The following is a 20,898-nucleotide window of genomic DNA, read 5'->3' on the forward strand; positions in this document are numbered from 1 at the left end:
TCGCGAAAGCGCTTTCGAATGTTATTCAGGAATACGCAGTACTTGTCCCGGGTAGATCTTGTCTGGATGTTTGAGCTGAGGTTTGTTGGCCTCGAAAATCTTGTTGTACTGGTTGGCGTCGCCATACACGCGCTTGGAAATCGCACTCAGCGTATCGCCCTTCTCGACCGTGACAAATTTTGCAGCGGCGGCAACGCCACCCGTCACGGTGATCTGATCGTCCACGCCACTCACGCCGGCGACGTTACCCAGGGCCAAGAGAATCTTTTCTTTCTCTTCCTGACTCGCCGCTTCACCCGTGGCGATGACCTTTTCGCCTTCAACCTTGACTTGGATCTTCGACGTATCGATACCAGTCAGCGCTTCCTGCACGTGCTTGGTCAGCGCTGCGCTGTTGGCCTCGGCCTTGTCCGGCGTCAGTGCATCGAGAATCTTTTCACCGGCTTCTTTCAAAAAACTGAACAGGCTCATCGCATTCACTCCATGTAATAAAGGGTCAGTCGTCCAAGCCTAGACCACCCCAGCCAAACCCGGTTCCAGTCCGACCAATGACGCTGCCGCGCCGCAGGCGGTAGAATCGCCACACCCCGCCAACCGCCCGGAGCGAAGATGGACATCAAGCAACTGAAATTCCTCATCGCCCTCGACGAAACCCGCCATTTCGGCCAGGCCGCCGCGCGCTGCCACATCACCCAGCCGACCCTGTCGATGCGCTTGCGCAGCCTCGAAGAAGAACTCGACCTGCCATTGGTCAATCGCGGCCAGCGCTTCGAAGGCTTCACCGCACCGGGCGAACGCGTGCTGGCGTGGGCGCGTACGGTGCTGGCAGCTTACGACGGCTTGCAGGCGGAAGCGGCGGCCTGTCGCGGAAATCTGATTGGTACGCTGCGCCTGGGCGTGGTGCCGCTGTCGAGCTTCGATCCCTTGCCGCTGATGCAACGACTGCACGCGGCGCACCCGGACTTGCGCTTCGAGCTGTCGTCGCTGAGCTCCGAGCAAGTGCTCGAACACTTGGCGAACAACCGCATCGACATTGGCGTGTCGTATCTGGAGCGCCTGGACAGCGAGCGCTTCGATTCGCTGGCCTTCAACGAGACGCGCATGGGCCTGCTCTATGACGAGCGCTCGTTCAACTTCGGCGAAGAACCCCTGAGCTGGGAGTCGCTGATCGAACTGCCGCTGTGCATGCTCACCAGCGGCATGCACTTTCGCCAGTCCATCGACCACAACTTCCACAGCCGTGGCCTGACCCCGCAACCGCTGTTGCAAACCGACGCCGTGCATCAACTGCTGCAAGCAGTACACGGCGGTTTTTGCTGCGCGATCATGCCGCTTGATGGCGGCGCGGAAACCCTCGCTGATCACCTGCGTCTGCAACCGATCGAAAATGCCCACACCCTCGCGCCACTGGGGCTGATCATGCGCCGTGGCGCGCCGCGTTCAGCGCTGGCAGAAGCCTGTTTCGCGCTTTATCAGAAATCGTCAAAAGACGCTTGATCGACGGCATCTATCGGTAGATCGGTAATAGCGATTAGACGCGACAACTTGCCGCGCCTAGTCTTGACCTAGATCAAACCGTCGGTGATGCCATGAACGCCAAGCGCCCAGCCTGCGCGGCGCCAGCAATTGAAACGCCCGCGCCTGCCGCCAGCCAGACCTACAGCTACAGCGATTTACCCTTTGAGGCATCGGCCAGCACCGCGCTGGCCGAGGAAGTCGCGTTGGCGATCGCCTACAACGGCATCAGCCAGGCGGTGATGCTGGTGACCCCGACCGATCTGGAAGACTTCATTGTCGGCTTCAGCCTCGGCAGCGGCATCATCGAAGACGCCAGCGATATCTACGATCTGCAACTGACAGGCGCCGGCTCGGCGCAATACGCGCAAGTGACCATCGCCAATCGCGCATTCTGGAACCTCAAACAGCAGCGTCGGCAGTTGGCCGGCACCAGTGGCTGCGGACTGTGCGGCGTCGAAGCCGTCGAACAGGCGCTGCCTGAGCTCAAAGTGTTGCCGGGCGCAGCCTTGCCACCGATCGAATGGCTCGACGGTTTGCGCCAGCGCATCGGCGCCTTCCAGCCGCTCGGCCAGCATTGCGGCGCGGTGCATGCTGCGGTGTTCATGAATGCCAGCGGTGAATTGCTGCTCGGTCGTGAAGACATCGGCCGCCATAACGCCCTCGACAAGCTGATCGGCGGGTTGATCCGCCAGAAGATTTCTACCGAAGGCGGCCTGGCGATTGTCACCAGCCGTTGCAGCCTCGAATTGATCCAGAAAGTCTTGCGTGCCGGCATCCAGACCCTGGTCAGCCTGTCGGCACCCACCGGCCTGGCCGTGCAATGGGCCCGGCGCCACAACCTCAATCTCATCCACCTGCCGCAGAAAAGTGCGCCGCGGATGTACAGCCCCGCGATGGAGAATCAAGCGTGAGCCAACATCATCAAGCCGACCAGAAACCTGTCCCGCGCTACAAGCCTTACAAAGGTGCCGCTGGCGGCTGGGGCGCCCTGATCAGTGTGGCCCAGGCGTGGCTGACCAGCGACAACGCCCTGAAAAACCTGCGCATGATGCTCAAGACCAACCAGAATGGCGGTTTCGACTGCCCGGGTTGCGCCTGGGGTGATTCGCCGGAAAGCGGCATGGTCAAGTTCTGCGAGAACGGCGCCAAAGCGGTGAACTGGGAAGCGACCAAGCGTCGCGTCGATGCGAAGTTCTTCGCCAAGCACAGCGTCACTTCCCTGCTGGAGCAGAGCGATTACTGGCTGGAATATCAGGGCCGCCTGACCGAGCCGATGGTCTACGACGCCGAGTCCGATCGCTACAAGCCGATCAGTTGGGAAGATGCCTTCGCTCTGATCGGCAAGCACCTGCGCAATCTGCCGAGCCCGGATCAGGCCGAGTTCTACACCTCGGGGCGCGCCAGCAACGAAGCGGCGTATCTGTATCAGCTGTTCGTGCGGGCTTACGGCACCAACAATTTCCCTGACTGCTCGAACATGTGCCACGAGGCCAGCGGCGTGGCGTTGGCGCAGAGTGTCGGGGTCGGCAAAGGCACGGTGACCTTCGACGACTTCGAACACGCCGACGCGATTTTCGTCTGGGGCCAGAACCCCGGCACCAACCATCCGCGCATGCTCGAACCGTTGCGTGAAGCGGTGAAACGCGGCGCCCAGGTGGTGTGCATCAATCCGCTGAAAGAGCGCGGTCTGGAGCGTTTCCAGCATCCACAGCACCCGATCGAAATGCTCACCAACGGCGACAAGCCGACCAACACCGCGTACTTCCGCCCGGCACTCGGCGGCGACATGGCGGTGCTGCGCGGCATGGCCAAGTTCCTCCTGCAATGGGAACGCGATGCGCAGAAAGCTGGTGAGCCAGCGGTGTTCGATCATGACTTCCTCAATGCCCACAGCGCCAACGTGCTGGAGTACCTCGCCACTGTCGACGACACCTCATGGGAGCAGATCGTCGAGCAGTCCGGCCTGACCCTGGTCGAGATCGAGCAAGCCGCGCGCATGTACGCCAAAGGCAAGAACGTGATCATGTGCTGGGCCATGGGCATCACCCAGCACCGTCATTCGGTGCCGACCATTCAGGAAATCGCCAACCTGATGCTGCTGCGCGGCAATATCGGCAAACCTGGCGCCGGTCTGTGCCCGGTGCGTGGTCACAGCAACGTGCAGGGCGACCGCACCATGGGCATCAACGAGCGTCCACCGGTGGCGTTCCTCGACTCGCTGGAGCGTCGCTTCCAGTTCAAGGTGCCGCGCCACAATGGCCACAACGTGGTCGAGGCGATTCATGCGATGGCCCAAGGTCGCGCCAAGGTGTTCATCGGCTTGGGCGGCAACTTTGCCCAGGCCACGCCGGACAGCTCGCGCACCTTCGAAGCGCTGCGCAATTGTGACCTGACCGTGCAGATCAGCACCAAGCTCAACCGCAGCCACCTCGCTCACGGCAAAGACGCGTTGATCCTGCCGTGCCTGGGCCGCACCGACATCGACATCCAGACCGAAGGCCCGCAAGCGGTGACCGTGGAAGACTCGTTCAGCATGGTCCACGCGTCCAACGGCCAGTTGCAGCCGCTGTCGAACCAGATGCGCTCGGAGCCGTCGATCATCGCCGGCATCGCTGCCGCCACTCTCGGCAGCCAACCGGTGGACTGGAACTGGCTGGTAGCCGATTACGGGCGCATTCGCGAACTGATCGCCGACACCATCCCGAGTTTCAAAGACTTCAACGACAAGATCAAAAACCCGGGCGGCTTCTATCTGGGCAACTCGGCTGGCGCCCGCAAGTGGAACACGCCGTCAGGCCGCGCCAACTTCCGCGCCAATCAGTTGCCGAAAGATCTGGTCCACGAACGCACCCGCGCCACCGGCCAGGTGCCGGATCTGATCCTGCAATCGATGCGCTCCCACGATCAGTACAACACGACGATCTATGGTCTCGACGACCGCTACCGTGGCGTGAAGGGCCAGCGTGACGTGCTGTTCGCCAACGAGGCCGACATCATTCGCCTGGGCTTCCGTCCGGGACAGAAGGCCGACATCGTGTCGATCTGGGACGATGGTCGCGAGCGCCGGGTGAAAGGTTTTACATTGTTGGCGTTCGATATTCCTGCGGGGCAGGCGGCGGCGTACTATCCGGAGGTCAATCCGCTGGTGCCGCTGGAAAGTACGGGGGATGGCAGCCACACGCCGACGTCGAAGTTCATTGCGATCCGGCTGGAAGCGGCGAGTGAGACTGGGTTGATCATGGCTAAATCCGCTTAACCGCGGAGCCAGATCCGGCCCCTTCGCGAGCAGGCTCGCTCCCACAGTTGGAATGCATTTCAAATGTGGGAGCGAGCCTGCTCGCGAAAGCCATCGATCTTTCAACAGATCTGCCGTGGCAAAGATTTTCGACCGCTCACAAAAAAGGCCGTTTCTGCATGAAAACGGCCTGTCCGAAGTAGCTAAAGACCGGCGAAAATCGGTTAAGTTCCGGTGAAAAAACAGTAACTTGCATTATTGTATACAAGTCGTGTTATTCGTCGGATTTTGATTGTCACGCCCATTGCAGAGCCTCAGGATCGGCGCCGTCATCCCTTTGAGGCTCATCCTCTATGAAGTTCTCCTCGATTCTCTTGTTGTCCCTTGGCCTGGTCAGTGGCTTCGCTTCTGCCGGAGGCACCACCGAAGCAGGTGTGGGCGGCGCATTGGGCGGGGTTCTTGGCTCGGTCGTCGGTCAATCGTTAGGCGGCAATACAGGTTCCACCATCGGCGCAGCCCTGGGCGGCGCGGGTGGTAGTGCGGTCGGCGCAGACAAGCGCAGCCGTGGCGAAGCAGCCATTGGTGGTGCACTGGGTGCAGCCGGCGGTAACGTCGTCGGCCGCAGTCTCGGCGGCACCACCGGCAGCCTGATCGGCTCCGCCGCTGGTGGCGGTGCAGGTGGCGCGCTGGGTAACTATATGGGCAACAAGAGCGACGATGATGATCGTCGCTACGACCGTCGCCATGATGACGGTCGCTACTACCGCGACCGTGGTCATCCAGGTCGCGGCCATGCCTACGGCCACCGCAAGCATCACAAGTACTATCGCCACCACTAAGGCGAAGGCTTGAACAAAAAATCGCAGCTTTTTAGCTGCGATTTTTTTTGCGCGTCTAGACCACCAGCCGCTCCAGCGCCCCACGCAAACCTGCCGGAATCGGCACCGGCTGATTGCTCGCCCGATCGACGAACACATGCACGAACCGCCCCGCCGCACACGCCTCGCTTTCGCCAACCTTGAACACAGCCAGTTCGTATTGCACCGAACTGTTGCCCAGCTTGCCGACCCGCAGTCCGATCTCGATCAGATCGGGAAAAGCGATCGAGGCAAAGTAATCGCAGGCGGAACTGACCACGAATCCCACCACTTCGCCGTCATGAATATCCAGGCCACCGACCTGAATCAGATAAGTGTTCACCGCCGTATCGAAGAAGCTGTAGTAGGTAACGTTGTTGACGTGACCGTAGGCGTCGTTGTCGTGCCAGCGTGTGGTGATGGGCTGGAAGTGGGGGTAGTCGATGCGCTGAGGGGTGGACATGGTTGTGCTGGTTCTCTTGTTTTTCAGTGAGGGCGCTTGCCCTCACCCTAGCCCTCTCCCAGAGGTAGAGGGGACTGACCGATGTGTTCTCTCGAAATACACCGACCTGAACTGTCGAGTCGAGCTCACATTCGAAAATCACGAAGATCGGCTCCCTTTCCCCCTCTCCCCTTGGGGGAGAGGGCTGGGGTGAGGGGATAGATTTTCGCCGTAACACTATGCGTGAGCAAACCCCTTGCCCTGCGCCGCCAGTTCGCCAATCAGCCGCGCCGGCTTCCACTGATCGCCCTGGCGCGTCTCCAGTGCCAGCAAGCGCTGATGAATATCCGCCAGCCCTTGCTGATCCGCCCAGGCCATCGGTCCACCCTTATCCGCTGCAAAACCATAGCCGTTCAAGTACACCAGATCGATGTCATGGGCCGAGCCGGCAATGCCTTCCTGCAGAATCTTCGCGCCTTCGTTGATCAGCGCCAGCAAACAGCGCTCAAGGATTTCTTCAGGACCGATGTCGCGACGCTGGAAACCCAGCTCTTCGCTGACCCGCAGCACCAGTGCATCCACTTCGGGATCATGCTCGGCCTGGCGACTGCCCGGCTCATAGTGGTAGTAGCCGTTGCCGGACTTCTGCCCGAACCGACCCATCTCACACAGGCGGTTATCCACCTGAACCTCGGGCGCATCCTGCCCCTTGCCAGCTAGCTGCCGAGCACGCCATTCCAGATCGATGCCGACCACGTCGTACATGCGAAACGGCCCCATGGCGAAGCCGAAACCTTGCAGCGAGGCATCCACCTGCTGTGGATAAGCACCTTCGAGGAGCATCTTGCGCGCTTCGAGTACATACGGATGCAGCATGCGGTTGCCGATAAAACCGTGGCAGTTGCCCGACACTACGCTGACCTTGCCCATGCGCTTGCCGAGTGCCAGCGCGGCCTCCAGCGCCGCTGGCGAGGTCTGCGCACCGCGAACGATTTCCAGCAGTTTCATGATGTGCGCCGGGCTGAAGAAGTGCAGACCCAGCACCTGTGCCGGGCGCCGGGTCGCAGCTGCGATGGCGTCGATGTCCAGCGCCGAGGTGTTGCTCGCCAGCAGGGCCTCAGGCTTGAGCAGGCCATCCAGCTCGCGAAAAATCTTCTGCTTCAGTTCGAGGTTCTCGTACACCGCTTCGATCATCAGATCGACGTTGCGAATCGCCGCGTAATCCGCCGCCGCAGATATACGAGCAATTCGCGCATCCGCCTCGGCCTGATCAATGCGGCCCTGGCGCACGTTGTGTGCATAAGTTTCGGCGACCGTAGTCAGCGCCTGCTCAAGCATCTGTGGATTGTTATCCACCCATTGCACGTTCACCCCGGCATTGGCCAGGCACATGACGATGCCACGGCCCATGGTGCCCGCGCCGATCACGGCAGCCTGCTGAATCTCGAAGCTTGTCTGGCTCATGTTGTTCTCTTGTGAGTTGCCCGAAGACAGATTCCAACCTTAGTCAGGCCACGACGCTTTTTGAAGTTTATTAGCGTGATGATCGACATTCAGCGGATGGATGCAGCGACCACAGACTCTCTGCTTAATCGAGCAAGTGACTGTCCGCCCACTCGCGGACCTCTGCGTAGGGATACTCTTCCAACGCAGCAAAACCCGGTATCGCCCGCGCCTTGAGTTTGGTGAACAACGGCACGCTGATTCCGCACAGGAACCGTGTCAGGCGTTCGGCCGTCGGAAGGCTGCCTGTGTGCTGCTCATGCCTGTGGATAAATTCACCACACAGCTGCGCGAAGTTTTTATCCACAAGCGGCGGCAATGGCGGCGGCTCCGGCAACCGCGCGATCTGGCCGTGACATACCGAACAATGGCCGCAATGTTCAGGGGCATTGTGGTCACCGAAATACTCGGCCAGGCGATAACCCAGGCAGCGTTCGGTGGCGAACACCTCAAGCATGGCGTGAATTCGCGCCACTTCAGTCTCTTCGTGACGAGTGAAGTACTCGTGCAGCTCAGCGCTCAGGGCGTCGCTGGCAAAATCACTTTGCAGCAGGCTGTAAACCTCGGTCATTTGCTTGCTTTCAAGCTCGACCCAGCCTTTTTCCTGGAAGTAATCAAGCGCTGTCACTACGCGATTGCGCTCGGCGGAATACTGCGAATACATCGCCTCGAAATCTACTGTGGCCCAGGTGCGTGCTCGCGTGGACGTTCTGATGATCGCCGCAACGAAGTCCCTGCGTTCGCCTTCGAAGCGCTGGAGCATTGCTTCAGGCTCAAGCAGATATTTGAAGCGGTATTCAGCGTAATAAGCGTAGCGCGGCGCGATCAGGCCCCGCAGTTCCAGCTGCACCAGCAAAGTCTTCAACGGCAACGAGCGAATGTTGCTCTGATCCGCCAGTGGCCCAAGCAGAAATTCCCATTGCCCTTCCGGGACCGAGGCTTTGAGTTCATCGAGCACATAGCGAATCCCGTCGCGCTCGGGCGTATCACCGTAGACGAAGTTTTCCAGCACATTGAGGCTGTCGCGATTCGCTAGTACCAGGCAGTCGGAGGGCTGCCCGTCGCGTCCGGCGCGGCCGATTTCCTGGCTGTAGTTTTCGATGGATTTGGGCAGATCGAAATGCACGACGTTACGGATGTCGCTCTTGTCGATGCCCATGCCAAAGGCGATGGTGGCGACAATGCAATTGGACTGCCCGGCCATGAAGCGACGTTGAATGTCTTCACGCTGATCGTGGGGCAAACCTGCGTGGTATGCCTCGGCCTGAATTCCGTTGCGTTGAAGATGCTCGGCGATGTGCTCGGCGGTCTTCTGCAACGTCACGTAGACAATGCTCGGTTGCCCGGGACGCTCGCTCATCCATTCGACCAGACGCCGGCGCTTGTCCTGACCGCGTACAGGCTCGACCAGCAGGTTGAGGTTGGGCCGATAGAAACCGGTGGTCACTACATCGTCCGGAGATATGGCGAATTTGGCCTGCATGTCGGCGATGACTTTTGGTGTCGCCGTGGCGGTGAGCAGCAAGGCCTGCGGGATGTTGAACTGACGTTGGTAGTCCGGCAATTTCAGGTAGTCCGGCCGAAAGTTGTGGCCCCATTCGGAAATGCAGTGCGCCTCGTCGACTACCAGCAACGAGATCGGCACCTGCTGCAGAAAATTGCGGAAGCGCTCATTTTTCAGGCGTTCGACGGAGATCATCAGAATCTTCAATTCCCCCGAACGCGCACGGGCCATGACGTCGTTGGCATCCTCGCGGCTCTGCGCCGAATCGATACTGCCTGCGGAGATACCGTGGCGCTTGAGAAACGCCAGTTGATCCTGCATCAACGCCAGCAACGGCGAAACCACCAATGTCAGGTGTGGCAGTAAAAGCGCCGGCAGCTGATAGCAAAGCGATTTGCCGGAGCCGGTGGGAAAGATCGCCACCGCGGAGCGCCCCGCCAGGACCGCGCTGACAGCGGCCTCCTGACCGGGGCGAAACTGTGGATAACCAAAAACCTGTTCCAGGGTGTGGTGCATTTACTGTCACTCCTTTGACTGCTGCCATGCCCAAAGCCTAGCGGGCGATTGCAGCGAGTCGAGAAAAGGTCGGGGTTGAATCGATACTGAATGATACATGGGAAGCGAAAACCAAGCGTGTAACAATCGAAGCGTCTCGACAAACTTTCGAAAAACTAAGCTACATATATATAACAAACTTAAAAATTACAAACGCAGACACAACAGCACCCTTTATTTATAACAACACTTCAAACTAACTTGACTGCTCTTATACATAAGCAAGAGCAACGAAATGACAACTTTAACAATCTTTTTCTGCGGCACCGGCTCCAACAAGTTTGATGACAAACATAAAAACTTCTGGGACGGCGAAATCGTTTCTACGCTCGCTGCACACCACAGTGGACGCGAATTCGCCGAGTGGATCGTCGTCGATGGCCCTGGCAGCGGCAATCTGCAAGCCGACGACCTGTTCACCAAGACCTCTGAATACGGCTTGTCCGGCACGCTGTTCGGCAAAGGCTGGGATGAAAACGTGCAGCACGCGTTGAATATCATCAAAGGCAAATGCGATTGGCAGCGTAAACAACTTACCGAGGCAGAATATAACCGTCTGAAAGCCGCAGGCATTCCTATTGAAGATGTAAAAGAGGAAGGTTCCTGGTTCTGGCGCCAGTATAACTATGGCGACCGAAGTATCACGCAACAGAAGTTGCAGGAACAGATCATCAAGACTTTCCGCAAGGACGGCATTATTCCGACGCGTGTCAATCTGCTCGGCTGGAGCCGGGGTGGTATCAGTTGCCATATGCTTGCCAATGCAATGTCCAGGGACGCTGCGCTCAAACATATTCCGGTGAATATCTTTGCGATTGATCCAGTCCCGGGAATTGGCAACTTCCAGGAAAACCGCGTCAAACTCGAATCCAACGTCAAGGAATACATCGCCTTCTATGCCCGCGACGAGCGCTCAAAAGGCTTCAGCTGCGTGATCCCGCAAACCGCTACCGGCACCAGGACTTCGATCTATCCAATGGCCGGTCGCCACGCCACCCTTGCTGGCAACGCCACGGCGCTCGGCGGCGAGCCGAGTAGCAGCAGCGACCTCAACGCGCTGATCGAGCCCGGCCGCATCGTTCGCCATCTCGCCGAGACCTGCCTCAAGCGCTGGGGCGCGCCACTGAGCAAAACTCTCAACCTGAACGATACCGACCTGCGCCGCCTCACCGGCGCCATCGTCAGCGACGAAGCTCGCTACAAGAAGATGCATACTCAGTCCTACACCTACTTCACCGAGCTGGATAAAGGTGAACGCTATGTCTCGCTGGGCAGCAACGGCGTGCCATTCTCGGCAGTCAAAGGCACGATCTACCGGCCGGCGACCGGACTGACCACAAGCCTGCTGGATATTTCCGGTTACCAGCATCTGCGTTGAAAGGCGTTGAAGAATCGGTAGCAACGTCTGGCGCTTTGTTCGTCCCATTCCTACTTCACGCGATGCCTTGTCGGCTATCGCGAGGCGGTGGTGCGAACCTATAGTCGTGGGTGTCGCTGCTTTGGTCAGTGACACCCACATCACCTACGCTCTGTATCCGCTGACACAGGACGGCTGCGACCTGCTGCAAGTCCGAAAGCCCCGGCCCAGCAACAAACGAAACATCATCGCTGCACACGGCGTATCCAGCATCAGGAGTCAAATTTTGCAAACTACTATTGATTGCGTACGATGGGAGCCATTACTCAGCGAAGGGCTCGCATTTATGGCCAGCACTGAAAACATCGACCACAGCGCCCTCCTTCGCTTGGTCGAAAACGGTTCTGTGAGCGGCACAATCATCGTCGCGAAACCGGGAGGCTGGTCGGTCGAGATTCGGCAAGGTAGCCGCAAATGCGCGCTGACAGCACAACGCAGTGGTCAGGTGCGCCTGTTCAAGAGGCTGGAGACGCTGGTGGCCTACCTGCAGGGCTTGGGCATCAGCCAATTTAACGTGGATGCCTCCGGTTATGACCCGCTGCAACTGAAAACCTACGCCAGGCCTGATCGCTCTGAAGCGTTGAAACAAGCCCATGAAGCGGCCGCTTATGAGGAATGGTTCAAGCGACAGGTGCAGATCAGCATCGATGATCCAAGGCCAAGTATCAGCGATGAAGATGCTCGCCGAATATTCGCCGCCAAGCGTGATGCCCTGCGTCAACGAGGGCGCTGATGAGGTTGGTCTGGCGCCCGGAAGCGCTTGCTGACCGAGACCGGATAATGGATCGAATCGGTCAGGACAACCCAGACGCTGCTGCGGATCTCGATGAAATGTTCGAATCAAAAGGGGAAATAGCAAGACAGCGCCCAACCTTGTACCGAAAGGGCAGGGTCCACGGAACACGTGAAATCGTTGCGGCCGCCAACTACGTCATCGTCTACGCAATCAAAAAAGACCGGGTGGAAGTGCTGCGTGTCATGCATGCACGGCGGCAATGGCCTTAGCTAGAGGATCATTTTGCAGGAATGTTAAGTGGCATTACTCTGGCCGTATCACGCCAAAAATGAACGATTACTGCTACACGGCAAGTGACGAACCGCCGTTGAGATGAGCTTACCCAAATCTTCGCCCATGAAAAAAAACCGCCCCAAAGGGCGGTTTTTTATTCACTGCAAACCACTACTTACAATTTCGGCCCAGCCGCCTTGATCGCGTCGCTCACTTCGAACTTCTTGAAGTTCTCGATGAACAGACCGGCCAGTGCTTTCGCGGCTTCGTCGTACGCCGCCTTGTCAGCCCAGGTGTTGCGTGGGTTGAGCAGGTTGGTGTCGACGCCCGGGACCGCCAGAGGCACGTCGAGGTTGATGGTGTCGAGGTGTTCGGTGGCTGCACCGATCAGCGCGCCGCTCTGGATCGCTGCGATCACCGCGCGGGTGGTCGGGATGTTGAAGCGTTGGCCGACGCCGTAGCCGCCGCCGGTCCAGCCGGTATTGACCAGGTAGACCTTGGAGCCGAAGCCGCGGATGCGCTTGATCAGCAGTTCTGCGTACTCACCAGCCGGACGCGGGAAGAACGGTGCGCCGAAGCAGGTGGAGAAGGTCGACTTGATGCCGCTGCCCGAACCCATTTCAGTCGAGCCCACCAGTGCGGTGTAGCCGGACAGGAAGTGGTAGGCCGCTTGTTCTTCGTTGAGGATCGACACTGGCGGCAGTACGCCGGTCAGGTCGCAGGTCAGGAAGATCACCGCGTTTGGCTCGCCACCCAGGTTCTTCTCGGAACGCTTGGCAACGTGCTCCAGCGGGTAGGCGGCGCGGCTGTTCTGGGTCAGGCTGACATCGGCGTAGTCGGCGTGCTTGGCGTCGTCGATAACGACGTTCTCCAGCACCGCACCGTGCTTGATGGCTTTCCAGATGACCGGCTCGTTCTTCTCGGAGAGGTCGATGCACTTGGCATAGCAACCGCCTTCGATGTTGAACACCACGCCTTCGCCCCAGCCGTGTTCGTCGTCACCGATCAGGTAACGGCTTTCGTCGGCCGACAGGGTGGTTTTACCGGTGCCCGACAGACCGAAGAACAGGGTCACGTCGCCGTCTTCGCCGATGTTGGCAGCACAGTGCATTGGCAGCACGTCAGCGGCCGGCAGCAGGAAGTTCTGCACCGAGAACATGGCTTTCTTCATCTCGCCGGCGTAACGCATGCCGGCGATCAGCACTTTCTTCTGCGCGAAGTTGATGATCACGCAACCATCGGAGTTGGTGCCGTCACGCTCAGGCACGCACTCGAAGTTGGCGACGTTGAGCACTTGCCATTCTTCACGGCCAGCCGGGTTGTACTGGGCCGGGTTGATGAACAGGCAACGACCGAACAGGTTCTGCCAGGCAGTCTGCGTGGTCATTTTCACGGCCAGGTAGTGATCTTCCGCCGCGCCTACATGCACGTGGGAAACGAAGTGCTCTTGCGCGTTGTTGAAGGCCTCGACGCGAGCCCACAGGGCATCGAACTTGTCGGCCGGGAACTTGCGGTTGATCGGGCCCCAGGCGATAGCAGCCTGGGTGGAAGGCTCTTCAACGATGAAACGGTCGACTGGCGAGCGGCCGGTGCGGTGACCGGTGCGAACAACCAGAGCGCCGGTATCGGCAAGCTCGCCTTCACCGCGATTCAGGGCTTCTTTTACCAGATCATCAACACTCAGATCGGTGTACACGGCGTTATTGGCTTGCGTCATGAGGTTCCCCGTCGGCCAGTGGCCGAGTGTGCTCCAAACGTTTTGTAGTAGAAAGTCGTGCACTACTACCGCGAAAAAAGTGGGCCGGATTATGCCAGAAAAGCCCAAAAAGAGTAGGGTCCTCCCGTCGTAACGGCGATATTCCGTCATTACGCAGTGAATTTACCTGCGCTGAACCGTTTTAGTGACGGGTATCTGACGGCGTATCGACGCCCGCGCCAGCGAACAATTGAGCAATATCGGCCGCGTCGAACAGGTACTGCTGATTGCAGAACTGGCAATCGATCTCGACTTTGCCGCCTTGCTCGGCGGCCAGCGCCAGCGCATCTTCCAGCCCAAGACTGACCAGCGCATTGCCGGAGCGTTCCCGCGAGCAACTGCAACTGAAGCGCAGATGCTGCACATCAAACAGGCGCACTTGTTCTTCGTGGTACAGGCGATGCAGGACGGTTTCGTTGTCCAGGCTCAGCAGCTCATCGGCGCTCAGAGTGCTGGCCAACGCGGTGAGGTGCTGCCAGCTGGCGGCGCGATCCTCTTCGTCTTTCAAGCGATCGGCGGGGAGTTGTTGCAGCAGCATGCCGCGGGCACGACGACCGTCGGCGAACAGCTTGAAGCGCGTGCCAACCTGCTGCGACATGACGAAGTAGTTGGTGAAGCAATCCGACAGGGTTTCGCCGTCGAGATCGACAATGCCCTGATAGCGCTGGCCAACAGTCGGGTCGACGGTCAGGGCCAGAACGCCGTCCGGCATCAGATCGCTGAGGGTGGCGTCTGCGGCGATCTGCTCGGCGTTGTAACGCGCCAGACCACGGATCTCACGCTCGCTGGAGCACTCGATCATCAGCAGCGGAATCGGCCCTTCCGAGCGTGCCTGCAAAATCAGCAAGCCATCGAACTTGAGCGTGCCGACCAGCAACGAAGCGGCCGCCATCAGTTCGCCGAGCAACTGCGCGACAGGTTCCGGGTACGGGTGTTTGGCGAGGACTTCAGCGTAGCTGCGCTCCAGCGCTACCAGTTCGCCGCGAGTGTCGCTGTCATCGAAGATGAAGCGTTGAGTGAAATCGGTATCCGCTAGGTCGGTCATAGGTCTGGGTATCTGAATGTGATGACAAAATGATTACAAAACGTGAAAATTTGCGCTTGCTGGCACTTTTTTTGGTGCCGGCGCTTTTTCGCCATGGGAGGCATTTTATGAACAATCCGGGTTTGTTCCAATCAAGGTGGAACCTCGGCCGGCTGGTTCTGTGTAACGTAGTGCCGTTGGCGCTGCTGGCTTTCTGGTTATGGCCTACCGGCCAGATGCTGTGTGTGATTTTCGACGAGTGGCTGTTCCGCTCGCTGAATGCACCGCTGGCCAGCAACCCGATATGGCTCCACATTTGGGCAATTGCAAGTCTGCGCCCGTTCGACATCGTCGTCGGACTGATTCTGCTGACGCTGCTGATCAAGGGCGACTGGGTCTTCAGGGCGATCGACGTGCGTCGCGCGTTCTTCGGTTTTTTCTCGATCCTGCTGCTGATGGTGGTGATCCGCGCGCTGTTTTCCAAATTCGCCGATCACATGGGCTGGCAGCACAGCAGCCCGTCAATGGTGCTTGAGGGCGCCGTGCACATCAGCGATTACTTTCCGCATCTGGAAAAAACCTGGGAGCTGAAGGACCGTTCCGGCCAGAGTTTCCCCGGTGATCATGCCTCAGTGTTGTTGATCTGGGCGTTGTTCATGGGCGTGTTCAGCCGCACCGTCGGACAATTTCTAACAGTATGGGGTCTGGCCGTGTTGTTCATGCTGCCGCGTCTGGTGGCCGGCGCGCATTGGGGTCAGGACGACTACATCGGCGGCGTGCTGCTGGCGGTGTGGGCGTTGGGCTGGGGTTACTACACACCGTTTGCCTATCACGCGGCGAACTTCTGGTTGAAGCTGACCGCGCCGGTTTTCGCGTTGCTGGGCAAGCTGCCGATGGTGTCGCGGATGAGTGTGGTGCGTAGCGCCTGATACCGCGTCGTACTCGATTCGCGAGCAGGCTCGCTGCCACAGACGACTTGATCAAATGTGGCAGCGAGCCTGCTCGCGAAGAGGCCGGCACAACGTTTCAATCTTCGTTGCTGCTACCGCGAAACTTGAACAGATCACGCCGCTGTTTCTTGCTCGGCTTGCCATCGGTGCTCACGCCCAACGACCCTGCCTTGCGCATTGCCGCAGCCGCTTCACGCTTGGCGACACTCGCCTCGGTCTCGGCATACAAGGTCTGCGCCTCGGGTGCGCCACGACGCACGATCGACAATGCCTCGACCCTCACCGTGCGCACTTCGAAGCCGGTACGAATCTCGAACTCATCACCGATGCGCGGCTCCTTGCCCGGTTTGCAGCGCTCGCCACGGCAATGCACCTTGCCACTTTCAATGGCGGCTTTGGCCAATGCACGGGTCTTGTAGAAACGCGCTGCCCATAGCCATTTATCGAGACGGACCTTGTCGTCCTCCTCCTGCTTCTGTCCCATATGAATTCCTCGCTCAGCCAGTAGTCGGAACTGTACTACCGTTTCTGTCGGGCGCAAGAACTCGGCCCTCCAGATAGACTGTGATCTTCGCCGCCTGACCGGCCTGGAGTGACCGCGTGACTAAATTTCCAACTTCGTTGACCTCAACCAAGGGCGGTTGCCAGGGCTGCCAGCAGAGCGAACCGCTGGACTTCGATTTTGCCTTCGCCTACCAGCCGATCGTCGACCTGCGCGACCAGTCGGTATTCGCCCACGAGGCGCTGGTGCGAGGCGTGGCCGGGGAAGGTGCACTGTCGGTGTTAAATCAGGTTACAGAAGATAACCGCTACCGTTTCGACCAGCTCTGCCGGACCCGCGCCATCGAAGGCGCGGCGAGCCTTAATATGCAGACACACTTGTCGATCAACTTTTTGCCCAACGCCGTCTACCGTCCAGAGCTATGCATTCGCAGCACACTGGAGGCCGCACGCAAACACAACTTTCCGATCGACCGACTGATTTTCGAAACCCTGGAAATCGAGCACGTAGATAATTATCGCCATTTGACCAATATTCTGCGTGAATACCGCGAATTCGGCTTCAAGACCGCCATCGACGATTTCGGCGCCGGTTATTCGGGGCTCAATCTGCTGGCTGATTTCCAACCGGACCTGATCAAACTCGACATGGCGCTGATCCGCGATGTTGACCAGGACCGTGTCCGTCAGGTGATCGTGCGGGGGATTGTCACAATGTGTGCGGAGTTGGACGTTACAGTCATTGCCGAAGGCATAGAAAGCGCCGGGGAACGGGATTTCCTCGCGGACTGTGGAATATTTCTGATGCAGGGCTACTGGTTCGCCAGACCCGCATTCAAAGCGTTGGCCCAGGTGCCGGACGAGGCCTGGAAGCGTTAACCCTTGGTTTTTTTCTTTGAAGACATTTGATCATTTGACCGTTGTCGGTCTGCGCGAGTGGGTGGCGCTCCCGGGCCTGGGAGTCGCTGGCCTGCGCGCAAAAATCGACACCGGCGCCAGCACCTCCAGCCTGCACGCCACCGATATCGAACCGTTCGAACGCGACGGCGAGAAATGGGTGCGCTTCACTGCGCATCTCGGCACGGTGGTGCAGTTGCGTCACCGGCGCTGTGAAGCACCGCTGGTCACGCGCAAAACCATCAAGAGCTCCAACGGCCATGCGCAAGTGCGCTATGTGATCAGCACCACGCTGGCCCTTGGCGATCGGGTCTGGCCGGTGGAGTTCACCCTGGCCTGCCGCAAGTCCATGCGCTATCGCCTGTTGCTCGGTTCCAAAGCCCTGATCGATGGCCAGTTGGTGGTCAATCCGGGCATCAAGTATGTACAAGACAAGCCGGTGTTCCCGGTATCTACCTCCTCCACAGGTGTTGCATGAAGATCGCTGTGCTGTCGCGTAATCCGCGTCTGTATTCCACCCGCCGTCTGGTCGAAGCCGGAATCGAGCGCGGGCATGAAATGGTGGTGATCGACACCTTGCGCGCCTACATGAACATTGCCAGCCACAAGCCGCAGATCCATTACCGCGGCAAACCGCTGGAAGGTTTCGACGCGGTGATCCCGCGGATCGGCGCGTCGGTGACGTTCTATGGTTGCGCGGTATTGCGTCAGTTCGAAATGATGGGCGTGTTCCCACTCAACGAGTCGGTGGCCATCGCCCGCTCGCGGGACAAATTGCGTTCACTGCAGCTGCTGTCGCGACGCGGAATCGGTCTGCCGGTCACCGGTTTTGCCCACTCGCCGGACGACATCCCCGATCTGATCGCCATGGTCAACGGCGCACCGCTGGTGATCAAGGTGCTCGAAGGCACTCAGGGCATCGGCGTGGTGCTGTGCGAAACCGCGACGGCGGCAGAGTCGGTGATCGAGGCATTCATGGGCCTGAAGCAGAACATCATGGTTCAGGAATACATCAAGGAAGCCGGCGGCGCGGATATCCGCTGCTTCGTGGTCGGCGACAAGGTGATCGCGGCAATGAAGCGCCAGGCCAAACCGGGCGAGTTTCGCTCCAACCTGCATCGCGGCGGCAGCGCCAGCCTGATCAAGATCACCCCGGAAGAACGCATGACGGCGTTGCGCGCTGCCAAGGTCATGGGCCTGGCAGTGGCGGGTGTGGATATCCTGCGTTCCAATCACGGGCCGCTGGTGATGGAAGTGAACTCGTCGCCGGGACTGGAAGGCATCGAGACCACCACTGGCAAGAATGTCGCCGGGATCATCATCGAGCATCTGGAAAAGAATGGCGGGCCGAATATGACCCGCACCAAGGGCAAGGGCTAGAGAAGCAGCTGCTAGCGGCAAGCTTCAAGCGGCAAGTGAACAGCGCTTTGCTTGCAGCTTGTAGCTTGTAGCTTGTAGCTTGTAGCTGCTTCTAAACAGCATCTCGGGGCAACATCAATCCAAGCGGCAATCTCACCCGCGCCTCCAGTCCACCCCCGGACCGGTTGCGCAATTCGACGTTGCCGCCATGCATCGCCGCAATCCTTTTCACGATCGCCAGCCCCAGCCCGGTGCCTTTGCCACCGCGAGCCCGATCACCTCGGGTAAACGGGTTGAAGATCGCTTCAAGCTCGGACGGATCAATCCCCGCGCCACGGTCCATCACGCTCAGGACCACATACGGCGCGCTGGTATCTCCGGACACATAAGCCGCGACCTCAACACCGGTGCCGGCATGGTTCAAGGCGTTGCCGATCAGGTTGTTGAGCAGGCGTTTCATCGACACTCGACGCAGCGGAAACGGCTGGATCGGTTCCAGGCGCAGGCGCACTTTCTCTTCGTTCTGGTTGTACGGCGCGGCGACTTCACGCACCAGATCGCTGAGGTCCACCTCCTCCACTGACTCATCACGACCATCGCGGATGAACGCGAGGAACTGGTCGAGAATCGCGTCCATGTCTTCGATATCGCGGACCATGTCGTCGGTGAGATCGGTGTGATCGCCCATCAATTCCAGCGACAGGCGCAAGCGCGTCAGCGGTGTGCGCAAGTCGTGGGAAACCCCCGCCAGCATCAGCTCGCGCTCGCGTCCGGCCTGTTCAACGTCCTCGGCCATCTGGTTGAAGGCGCGATAAACCTCGGTCATTTCGCTCGGCGTGTCGCTGATCGGCAGGCGCACGCTGCGGCCTTGGCCGAGTTGCCGCGCGGCATACACCAGGCGCTTCAAAGGCTGGTTGAGCTGGCTGACGAAAATCCATGCCGACGCCGTCGATAGCAGGCCGATGGCGAGGAACCAGCCGAGCACGTTCCAGATTTTCTGGCCGCGCAGCGGATGTGGATACAACGGCACTTTCAGCCAGCCATCGCCCAGGCTCGGTGCCCTCACCCACAGCGCCGGTGGCGAGTGCATGCGCAAACGCACCTCGGTGTCGGCACCCAGTTCCGCCTGCATCTGCCGCTGATAGATTTCGCTGTACGGCCAGTGCTGCTCGCCTTCCGGCACACCGGCGCCGACCACACGAATCAGGGTCGCGGCATCGGCAATTTTTGCGCGGTTTTCTTCGTCGGCGGCCCAATAGGCGCGCAGCGTCAGAGCGACACCATGGCTGTATTGGCGGTCCACCAGCACGTCCTCGTTCATCAACAGATAAACCAGGGTCAGCGCCTTGGAAAACAGCACGACGATCAGCACCAGCCAGAGGGTGCGGGAGAAAAAACTTTGGGGGAACCAGACGGGGGTTTTCATCTTTAACCGCTACACACTTGCAGGAGCGAGCAATGCTCGCATATTGCGGATTGCGAGTCTGTGGCAATGGCCGTGCGACCAGAGCCTTGCAGACCCGCTCCTACAAATCACCGATCACTTGGTGGCGGTGCCATCCGGTACGAACACGTAACCCACGCCCCAGACGGTCTGGATGTAGCGCGGTTTCGACGGATCGGGTTCGATCATCCGGCGCAGACGCGAGATCTGCACGTCGATGGAACGCTCCAGCGCATCCCATTCACGGCCACGGGCGAGGTTCATCAGCTTGTCGCGAGTCAGCGGCTGACGCGCGTTCATCACCAGCGCCTTGAGTACCGCGAACTCACCGGTGGTGAGCATGTGCACTTCATCGCCACGCTTGAGCTCGCGGGTCGCCAGCGACAACACGTAATCACCGAAGGTGACGTTTTCGTCCTCACTGCCCGGTGCGCCCGGTACCGGTGCGGCCTGACGGCGCAATACCGCTTTGACCCGCGCCATCAGCTCGTCGGGGTTGAACGGCTTGGCCAGGTAATCGTCGGCGCCCAGTTCAAGGCCCTTGATACGGCTCAGCTCATCGCCCTTGGCGGTGAGCATGATGATCGGAATCTGGTTGTTCGCGCTGCGCAGGCGGCGGCACGCGGTCAGGCCGTCTTCGCCCGGCAGCATCAGGTCGAGAACGACCAGATTGAACACTTCACGCGCCAGCAGACGGTCCATCTGCTCGGTGTTCGGAACGGTACGGGCACGGTAGCCCTTGCTGACGAAGAAACGCTCCAGCAGGCTGCTCAGCCCCGGATCGTCATCAACGATAAGAATTTTTTCGCCTTCAGCCGTTTGTGCAGTGCTGCTCATTGGATGCTCCTTTTAGCTCGGCGCGCATTATGGCGTAGCTGTCGTTATACGCACCGTGTGCATTGTTAGCAGATTTTTCCTTCACTGCCA

At 59.3% G+C, this 20,898-nt stretch carries 20 protein-coding genes; 11 read left to right on the forward strand and 9 right to left on the reverse strand.

Going from position 1 to position 20,898, the window contains the following annotated elements:
- Positions 1-21: 21 nt before the first annotated feature.
- Positions 22-471 carry a peptidoglycan-binding protein LysM gene (lysM, locus tag D8U61_RS22785; RefSeq protein WP_016772168.1) on the reverse strand — a complete coding sequence of 150 codons (450 nt, stop codon included), beginning with the start codon at positions 469-471 and terminating at the stop codon, positions 22-24.
- 138 nt (positions 472-609) lie between these two features.
- On the opposite strand from lysM, the gene D8U61_RS22790 reads away from it, so the two are divergent.
- The 4 genes from D8U61_RS22790 to D8U61_RS22805 all read left to right on the forward strand — a co-directional run bounded on the left by D8U61_RS22790 (position 610) and on the right by D8U61_RS22805 (position 5,592).
- On the forward strand, positions 610-1,497 hold the full coding sequence (locus tag D8U61_RS22790; RefSeq protein ID WP_024011190.1) for a LysR family transcriptional regulator: 888 nt from the start codon (positions 610-612) through the stop codon (positions 1,495-1,497).
- 92 nt (positions 1,498-1,589) lie between these two features.
- Positions 1,590-2,429: a formate dehydrogenase accessory sulfurtransferase FdhD gene (gene fdhD, locus D8U61_RS22795; RefSeq protein ID WP_125925817.1), complete on the forward strand. Its 840-nt coding sequence runs from the start codon at positions 1,590-1,592 to the stop codon at positions 2,427-2,429.
- Entirely contained in the window at positions 2,426-4,774 is a 2,349-nt protein-coding gene (locus D8U61_RS22800) for an FdhF/YdeP family oxidoreductase (protein ID WP_130927699.1), read from the forward strand. The genes fdhD and D8U61_RS22800 overlap by 4 nt, the downstream gene beginning before the upstream one ends.
- A gap of 332 nt (positions 4,775-5,106) precedes the next feature.
- Complete coding sequence (locus D8U61_RS22805; protein ID WP_125925818.1) at positions 5,107-5,592, forward strand: glycine zipper domain-containing protein; 486 nt, start codon at positions 5,107-5,109, stop codon at positions 5,590-5,592.
- 55 nt (positions 5,593-5,647) lie between these two features.
- Here D8U61_RS22805 and D8U61_RS22810 read toward each other — a convergent pair whose 3' ends face one another.
- The 3 genes from D8U61_RS22810 to D8U61_RS22820 all read right to left on the reverse strand — a co-directional run bounded on the left by D8U61_RS22810 (position 5,648) and on the right by D8U61_RS22820 (position 9,575).
- The gene (locus tag D8U61_RS22810; RefSeq protein WP_016772173.1) at positions 5,648-6,073 is read right to left on the reverse strand and encodes a thioesterase family protein; all 426 of its coding nucleotides are present in this window, start codon (positions 6,071-6,073) and stop codon (positions 5,648-5,650) included.
- Positions 6,074-6,289: 216 nt separating this feature from the next.
- Positions 6,290-7,516: a 3-hydroxyacyl-CoA dehydrogenase gene (locus D8U61_RS22815; protein ID WP_130887612.1), complete on the reverse strand. Its 1,227-nt coding sequence runs from the start codon at positions 7,514-7,516 to the stop codon at positions 6,290-6,292.
- A 124-nt stretch (positions 7,517-7,640) separates the two neighbouring features.
- Positions 7,641-9,575: an ATP-dependent DNA helicase RecQ gene (locus tag D8U61_RS22820; RefSeq protein WP_130927700.1), complete on the reverse strand. Its 1,935-nt coding sequence runs from the start codon at positions 9,573-9,575 to the stop codon at positions 7,641-7,643.
- A gap of 274 nt (positions 9,576-9,849) precedes the next feature.
- Between D8U61_RS22820 and D8U61_RS22825 the strand changes: the two genes are divergently transcribed.
- The 3 genes from D8U61_RS22825 to D8U61_RS22835 all read left to right on the forward strand — a co-directional run bounded on the left by D8U61_RS22825 (position 9,850) and on the right by D8U61_RS22835 (position 12,036).
- The gene (locus D8U61_RS22825; RefSeq protein WP_125925821.1) at positions 9,850-10,992 is read left to right on the forward strand and encodes a hypothetical protein; all 1,143 of its coding nucleotides are present in this window, start codon (positions 9,850-9,852) and stop codon (positions 10,990-10,992) included.
- Positions 10,993-11,098: 106 nt separating this feature from the next.
- Entirely contained in the window at positions 11,099-11,764 is a 666-nt protein-coding gene (locus tag D8U61_RS22830; RefSeq protein WP_232245433.1) for a hypothetical protein, read from the forward strand.
- On the forward strand, positions 11,764-12,036 hold the full coding sequence (locus tag D8U61_RS22835) for a type II toxin-antitoxin system RelE/ParE family toxin (RefSeq protein ID WP_123444075.1): 273 nt from the start codon (positions 11,764-11,766) through the stop codon (positions 12,034-12,036). The genes D8U61_RS22830 and D8U61_RS22835 overlap by 1 nt, the downstream gene beginning before the upstream one ends.
- Before the next feature lie 179 nt (positions 12,037-12,215).
- Here D8U61_RS22835 and D8U61_RS22840 read toward each other — a convergent pair whose 3' ends face one another.
- Positions 12,216-13,757: a phosphoenolpyruvate carboxykinase gene (locus D8U61_RS22840; protein ID WP_016772179.1), complete on the reverse strand. Its 1,542-nt coding sequence runs from the start codon at positions 13,755-13,757 to the stop codon at positions 12,216-12,218.
- 181 nt (positions 13,758-13,938) lie between these two features.
- The gene (gene hslO, locus D8U61_RS22845) at positions 13,939-14,841 is read right to left on the reverse strand and encodes an Hsp33 family molecular chaperone HslO (protein ID WP_016772180.1); all 903 of its coding nucleotides are present in this window, start codon (positions 14,839-14,841) and stop codon (positions 13,939-13,941) included.
- 107 nt (positions 14,842-14,948) lie between these two features.
- Between hslO and D8U61_RS22850 the strand changes: the two genes are divergently transcribed.
- On the forward strand, positions 14,949-15,749 hold the full coding sequence (locus D8U61_RS22850) for a phosphatase PAP2 family protein (protein ID WP_016772181.1): 801 nt from the start codon (positions 14,949-14,951) through the stop codon (positions 15,747-15,749).
- 97 nt (positions 15,750-15,846) lie between these two features.
- Here the strand turns inward: D8U61_RS22850 and D8U61_RS22855 are convergent, their stop codons facing one another.
- Positions 15,847-16,254, reverse strand: coding sequence for a S4 domain-containing protein (locus D8U61_RS22855; RefSeq protein WP_016772182.1), 408 nt, complete (start codon positions 16,252-16,254; stop codon positions 15,847-15,849).
- A 116-nt stretch (positions 16,255-16,370) separates the two neighbouring features.
- Here D8U61_RS22855 and D8U61_RS22860 point away from each other — a divergent pair, with 116 nt between their 5' ends.
- From D8U61_RS22860 to rimK, 3 genes are read left to right on the forward strand one after another with little or no spacing between them, the layout of a single operon-like run.
- Positions 16,371-17,150, forward strand: coding sequence for an EAL domain-containing protein (locus tag D8U61_RS22860; protein WP_016772183.1), 780 nt, complete (start codon positions 16,371-16,373; stop codon positions 17,148-17,150).
- Positions 17,151-17,184: 34 nt separating this feature from the next.
- A complete protein-coding gene (locus D8U61_RS22865; protein WP_172667902.1) occupies positions 17,185-17,646 on the forward strand; it encodes an ATP-dependent zinc protease in 462 nt (153 codons plus the stop codon).
- Entirely contained in the window at positions 17,643-18,548 is a 906-nt protein-coding gene (gene rimK / locus D8U61_RS22870) for a 30S ribosomal protein S6--L-glutamate ligase (RefSeq protein ID WP_024011184.1), read from the forward strand. The genes D8U61_RS22865 and rimK overlap by 4 nt, the downstream gene beginning before the upstream one ends.
- Before the next feature lie 91 nt (positions 18,549-18,639).
- On the opposite strand, the gene D8U61_RS22875 is transcribed toward rimK, so the two are convergent.
- Complete coding sequence (locus D8U61_RS22875) at positions 18,640-19,953, reverse strand: ATP-binding protein (protein WP_016770645.1); 1,314 nt, start codon at positions 19,951-19,953, stop codon at positions 18,640-18,642.
- Positions 19,954-20,067: 114 nt separating this feature from the next.
- Positions 20,068-20,808 (reverse strand): two-component system response regulator OmpR, encoded by a 741-nt coding sequence (gene ompR, locus D8U61_RS22880; RefSeq protein ID WP_016772186.1) that lies wholly within the window; start codon positions 20,806-20,808, stop codon positions 20,068-20,070.
- Positions 20,809-20,898 lie beyond the last annotated feature (90 nt).

Origin of the sequence: Pseudomonas sp. Sample_14 (assembly GCF_004307515.1) — a bacterium.
GTDB lineage: Bacteria > Pseudomonadota > Gammaproteobacteria > Pseudomonadales > Pseudomonadaceae > Aquipseudomonas > Aquipseudomonas atacamensis.

Coding starts and splice junctions, on each gene's coding strand:
- lysM (WP_016772168.1), bottom strand. CDS start 471: ATGAGCCTGTTCAGTTTTTTGAAAGAAGCCGGTGAAAAGATTCTCGAT.
- D8U61_RS22790 (WP_024011190.1), top strand. CDS start 610: ATGGACATCAAGCAACTGAAATTCCTCATCGCCCTCGACGAAACCCGC.
- fdhD (WP_125925817.1), top strand. CDS start 1,590: ATGAACGCCAAGCGCCCAGCCTGCGCGGCGCCAGCAATTGAAACGCCC.
- D8U61_RS22805 (WP_125925818.1), top strand. CDS start 5,107: ATGAAGTTCTCCTCGATTCTCTTGTTGTCCCTTGGCCTGGTCAGTGGC.
- D8U61_RS22810 (WP_016772173.1), bottom strand. CDS start 6,073: ATGTCCACCCCTCAGCGCATCGACTACCCCCACTTCCAGCCCATCACC.
- D8U61_RS22815 (WP_130887612.1), bottom strand. CDS start 7,516: ATGAGCCAGACAAGCTTCGAGATTCAGCAGGCTGCCGTGATCGGCGCG.
- D8U61_RS22820 (WP_130927700.1), bottom strand. CDS start 9,575: ATGCACCACACCCTGGAACAGGTTTTTGGTTATCCACAGTTTCGCCCC.
- D8U61_RS22825 (WP_125925821.1), top strand. CDS start 9,850: ATGACAACTTTAACAATCTTTTTCTGCGGCACCGGCTCCAACAAGTTT.
- D8U61_RS22835 (WP_123444075.1), top strand. CDS start 11,764: ATGAGGTTGGTCTGGCGCCCGGAAGCGCTTGCTGACCGAGACCGGATA.
- D8U61_RS22840 (WP_016772179.1), bottom strand. CDS start 13,757: ATGACGCAAGCCAATAACGCCGTGTACACCGATCTGAGTGTTGATGAT.
- hslO (WP_016772180.1), bottom strand. CDS start 14,841: ATGACCGACCTAGCGGATACCGATTTCACTCAACGCTTCATCTTCGAT.
- D8U61_RS22850 (WP_016772181.1), top strand. CDS start 14,949: ATGAACAATCCGGGTTTGTTCCAATCAAGGTGGAACCTCGGCCGGCTG.
- D8U61_RS22855 (WP_016772182.1), bottom strand. CDS start 16,254: ATGGGACAGAAGCAGGAGGAGGACGACAAGGTCCGTCTCGATAAATGG.
- rimK (WP_024011184.1), top strand. CDS start 17,643: ATGAAGATCGCTGTGCTGTCGCGTAATCCGCGTCTGTATTCCACCCGC.
- D8U61_RS22875 (WP_016770645.1), bottom strand. CDS start 19,953: ATGAAAACCCCCGTCTGGTTCCCCCAAAGTTTTTTCTCCCGCACCCTC.
- ompR (WP_016772186.1), bottom strand. CDS start 20,808: ATGAGCAGCACTGCACAAACGGCTGAAGGCGAAAAAATTCTTATCGTT.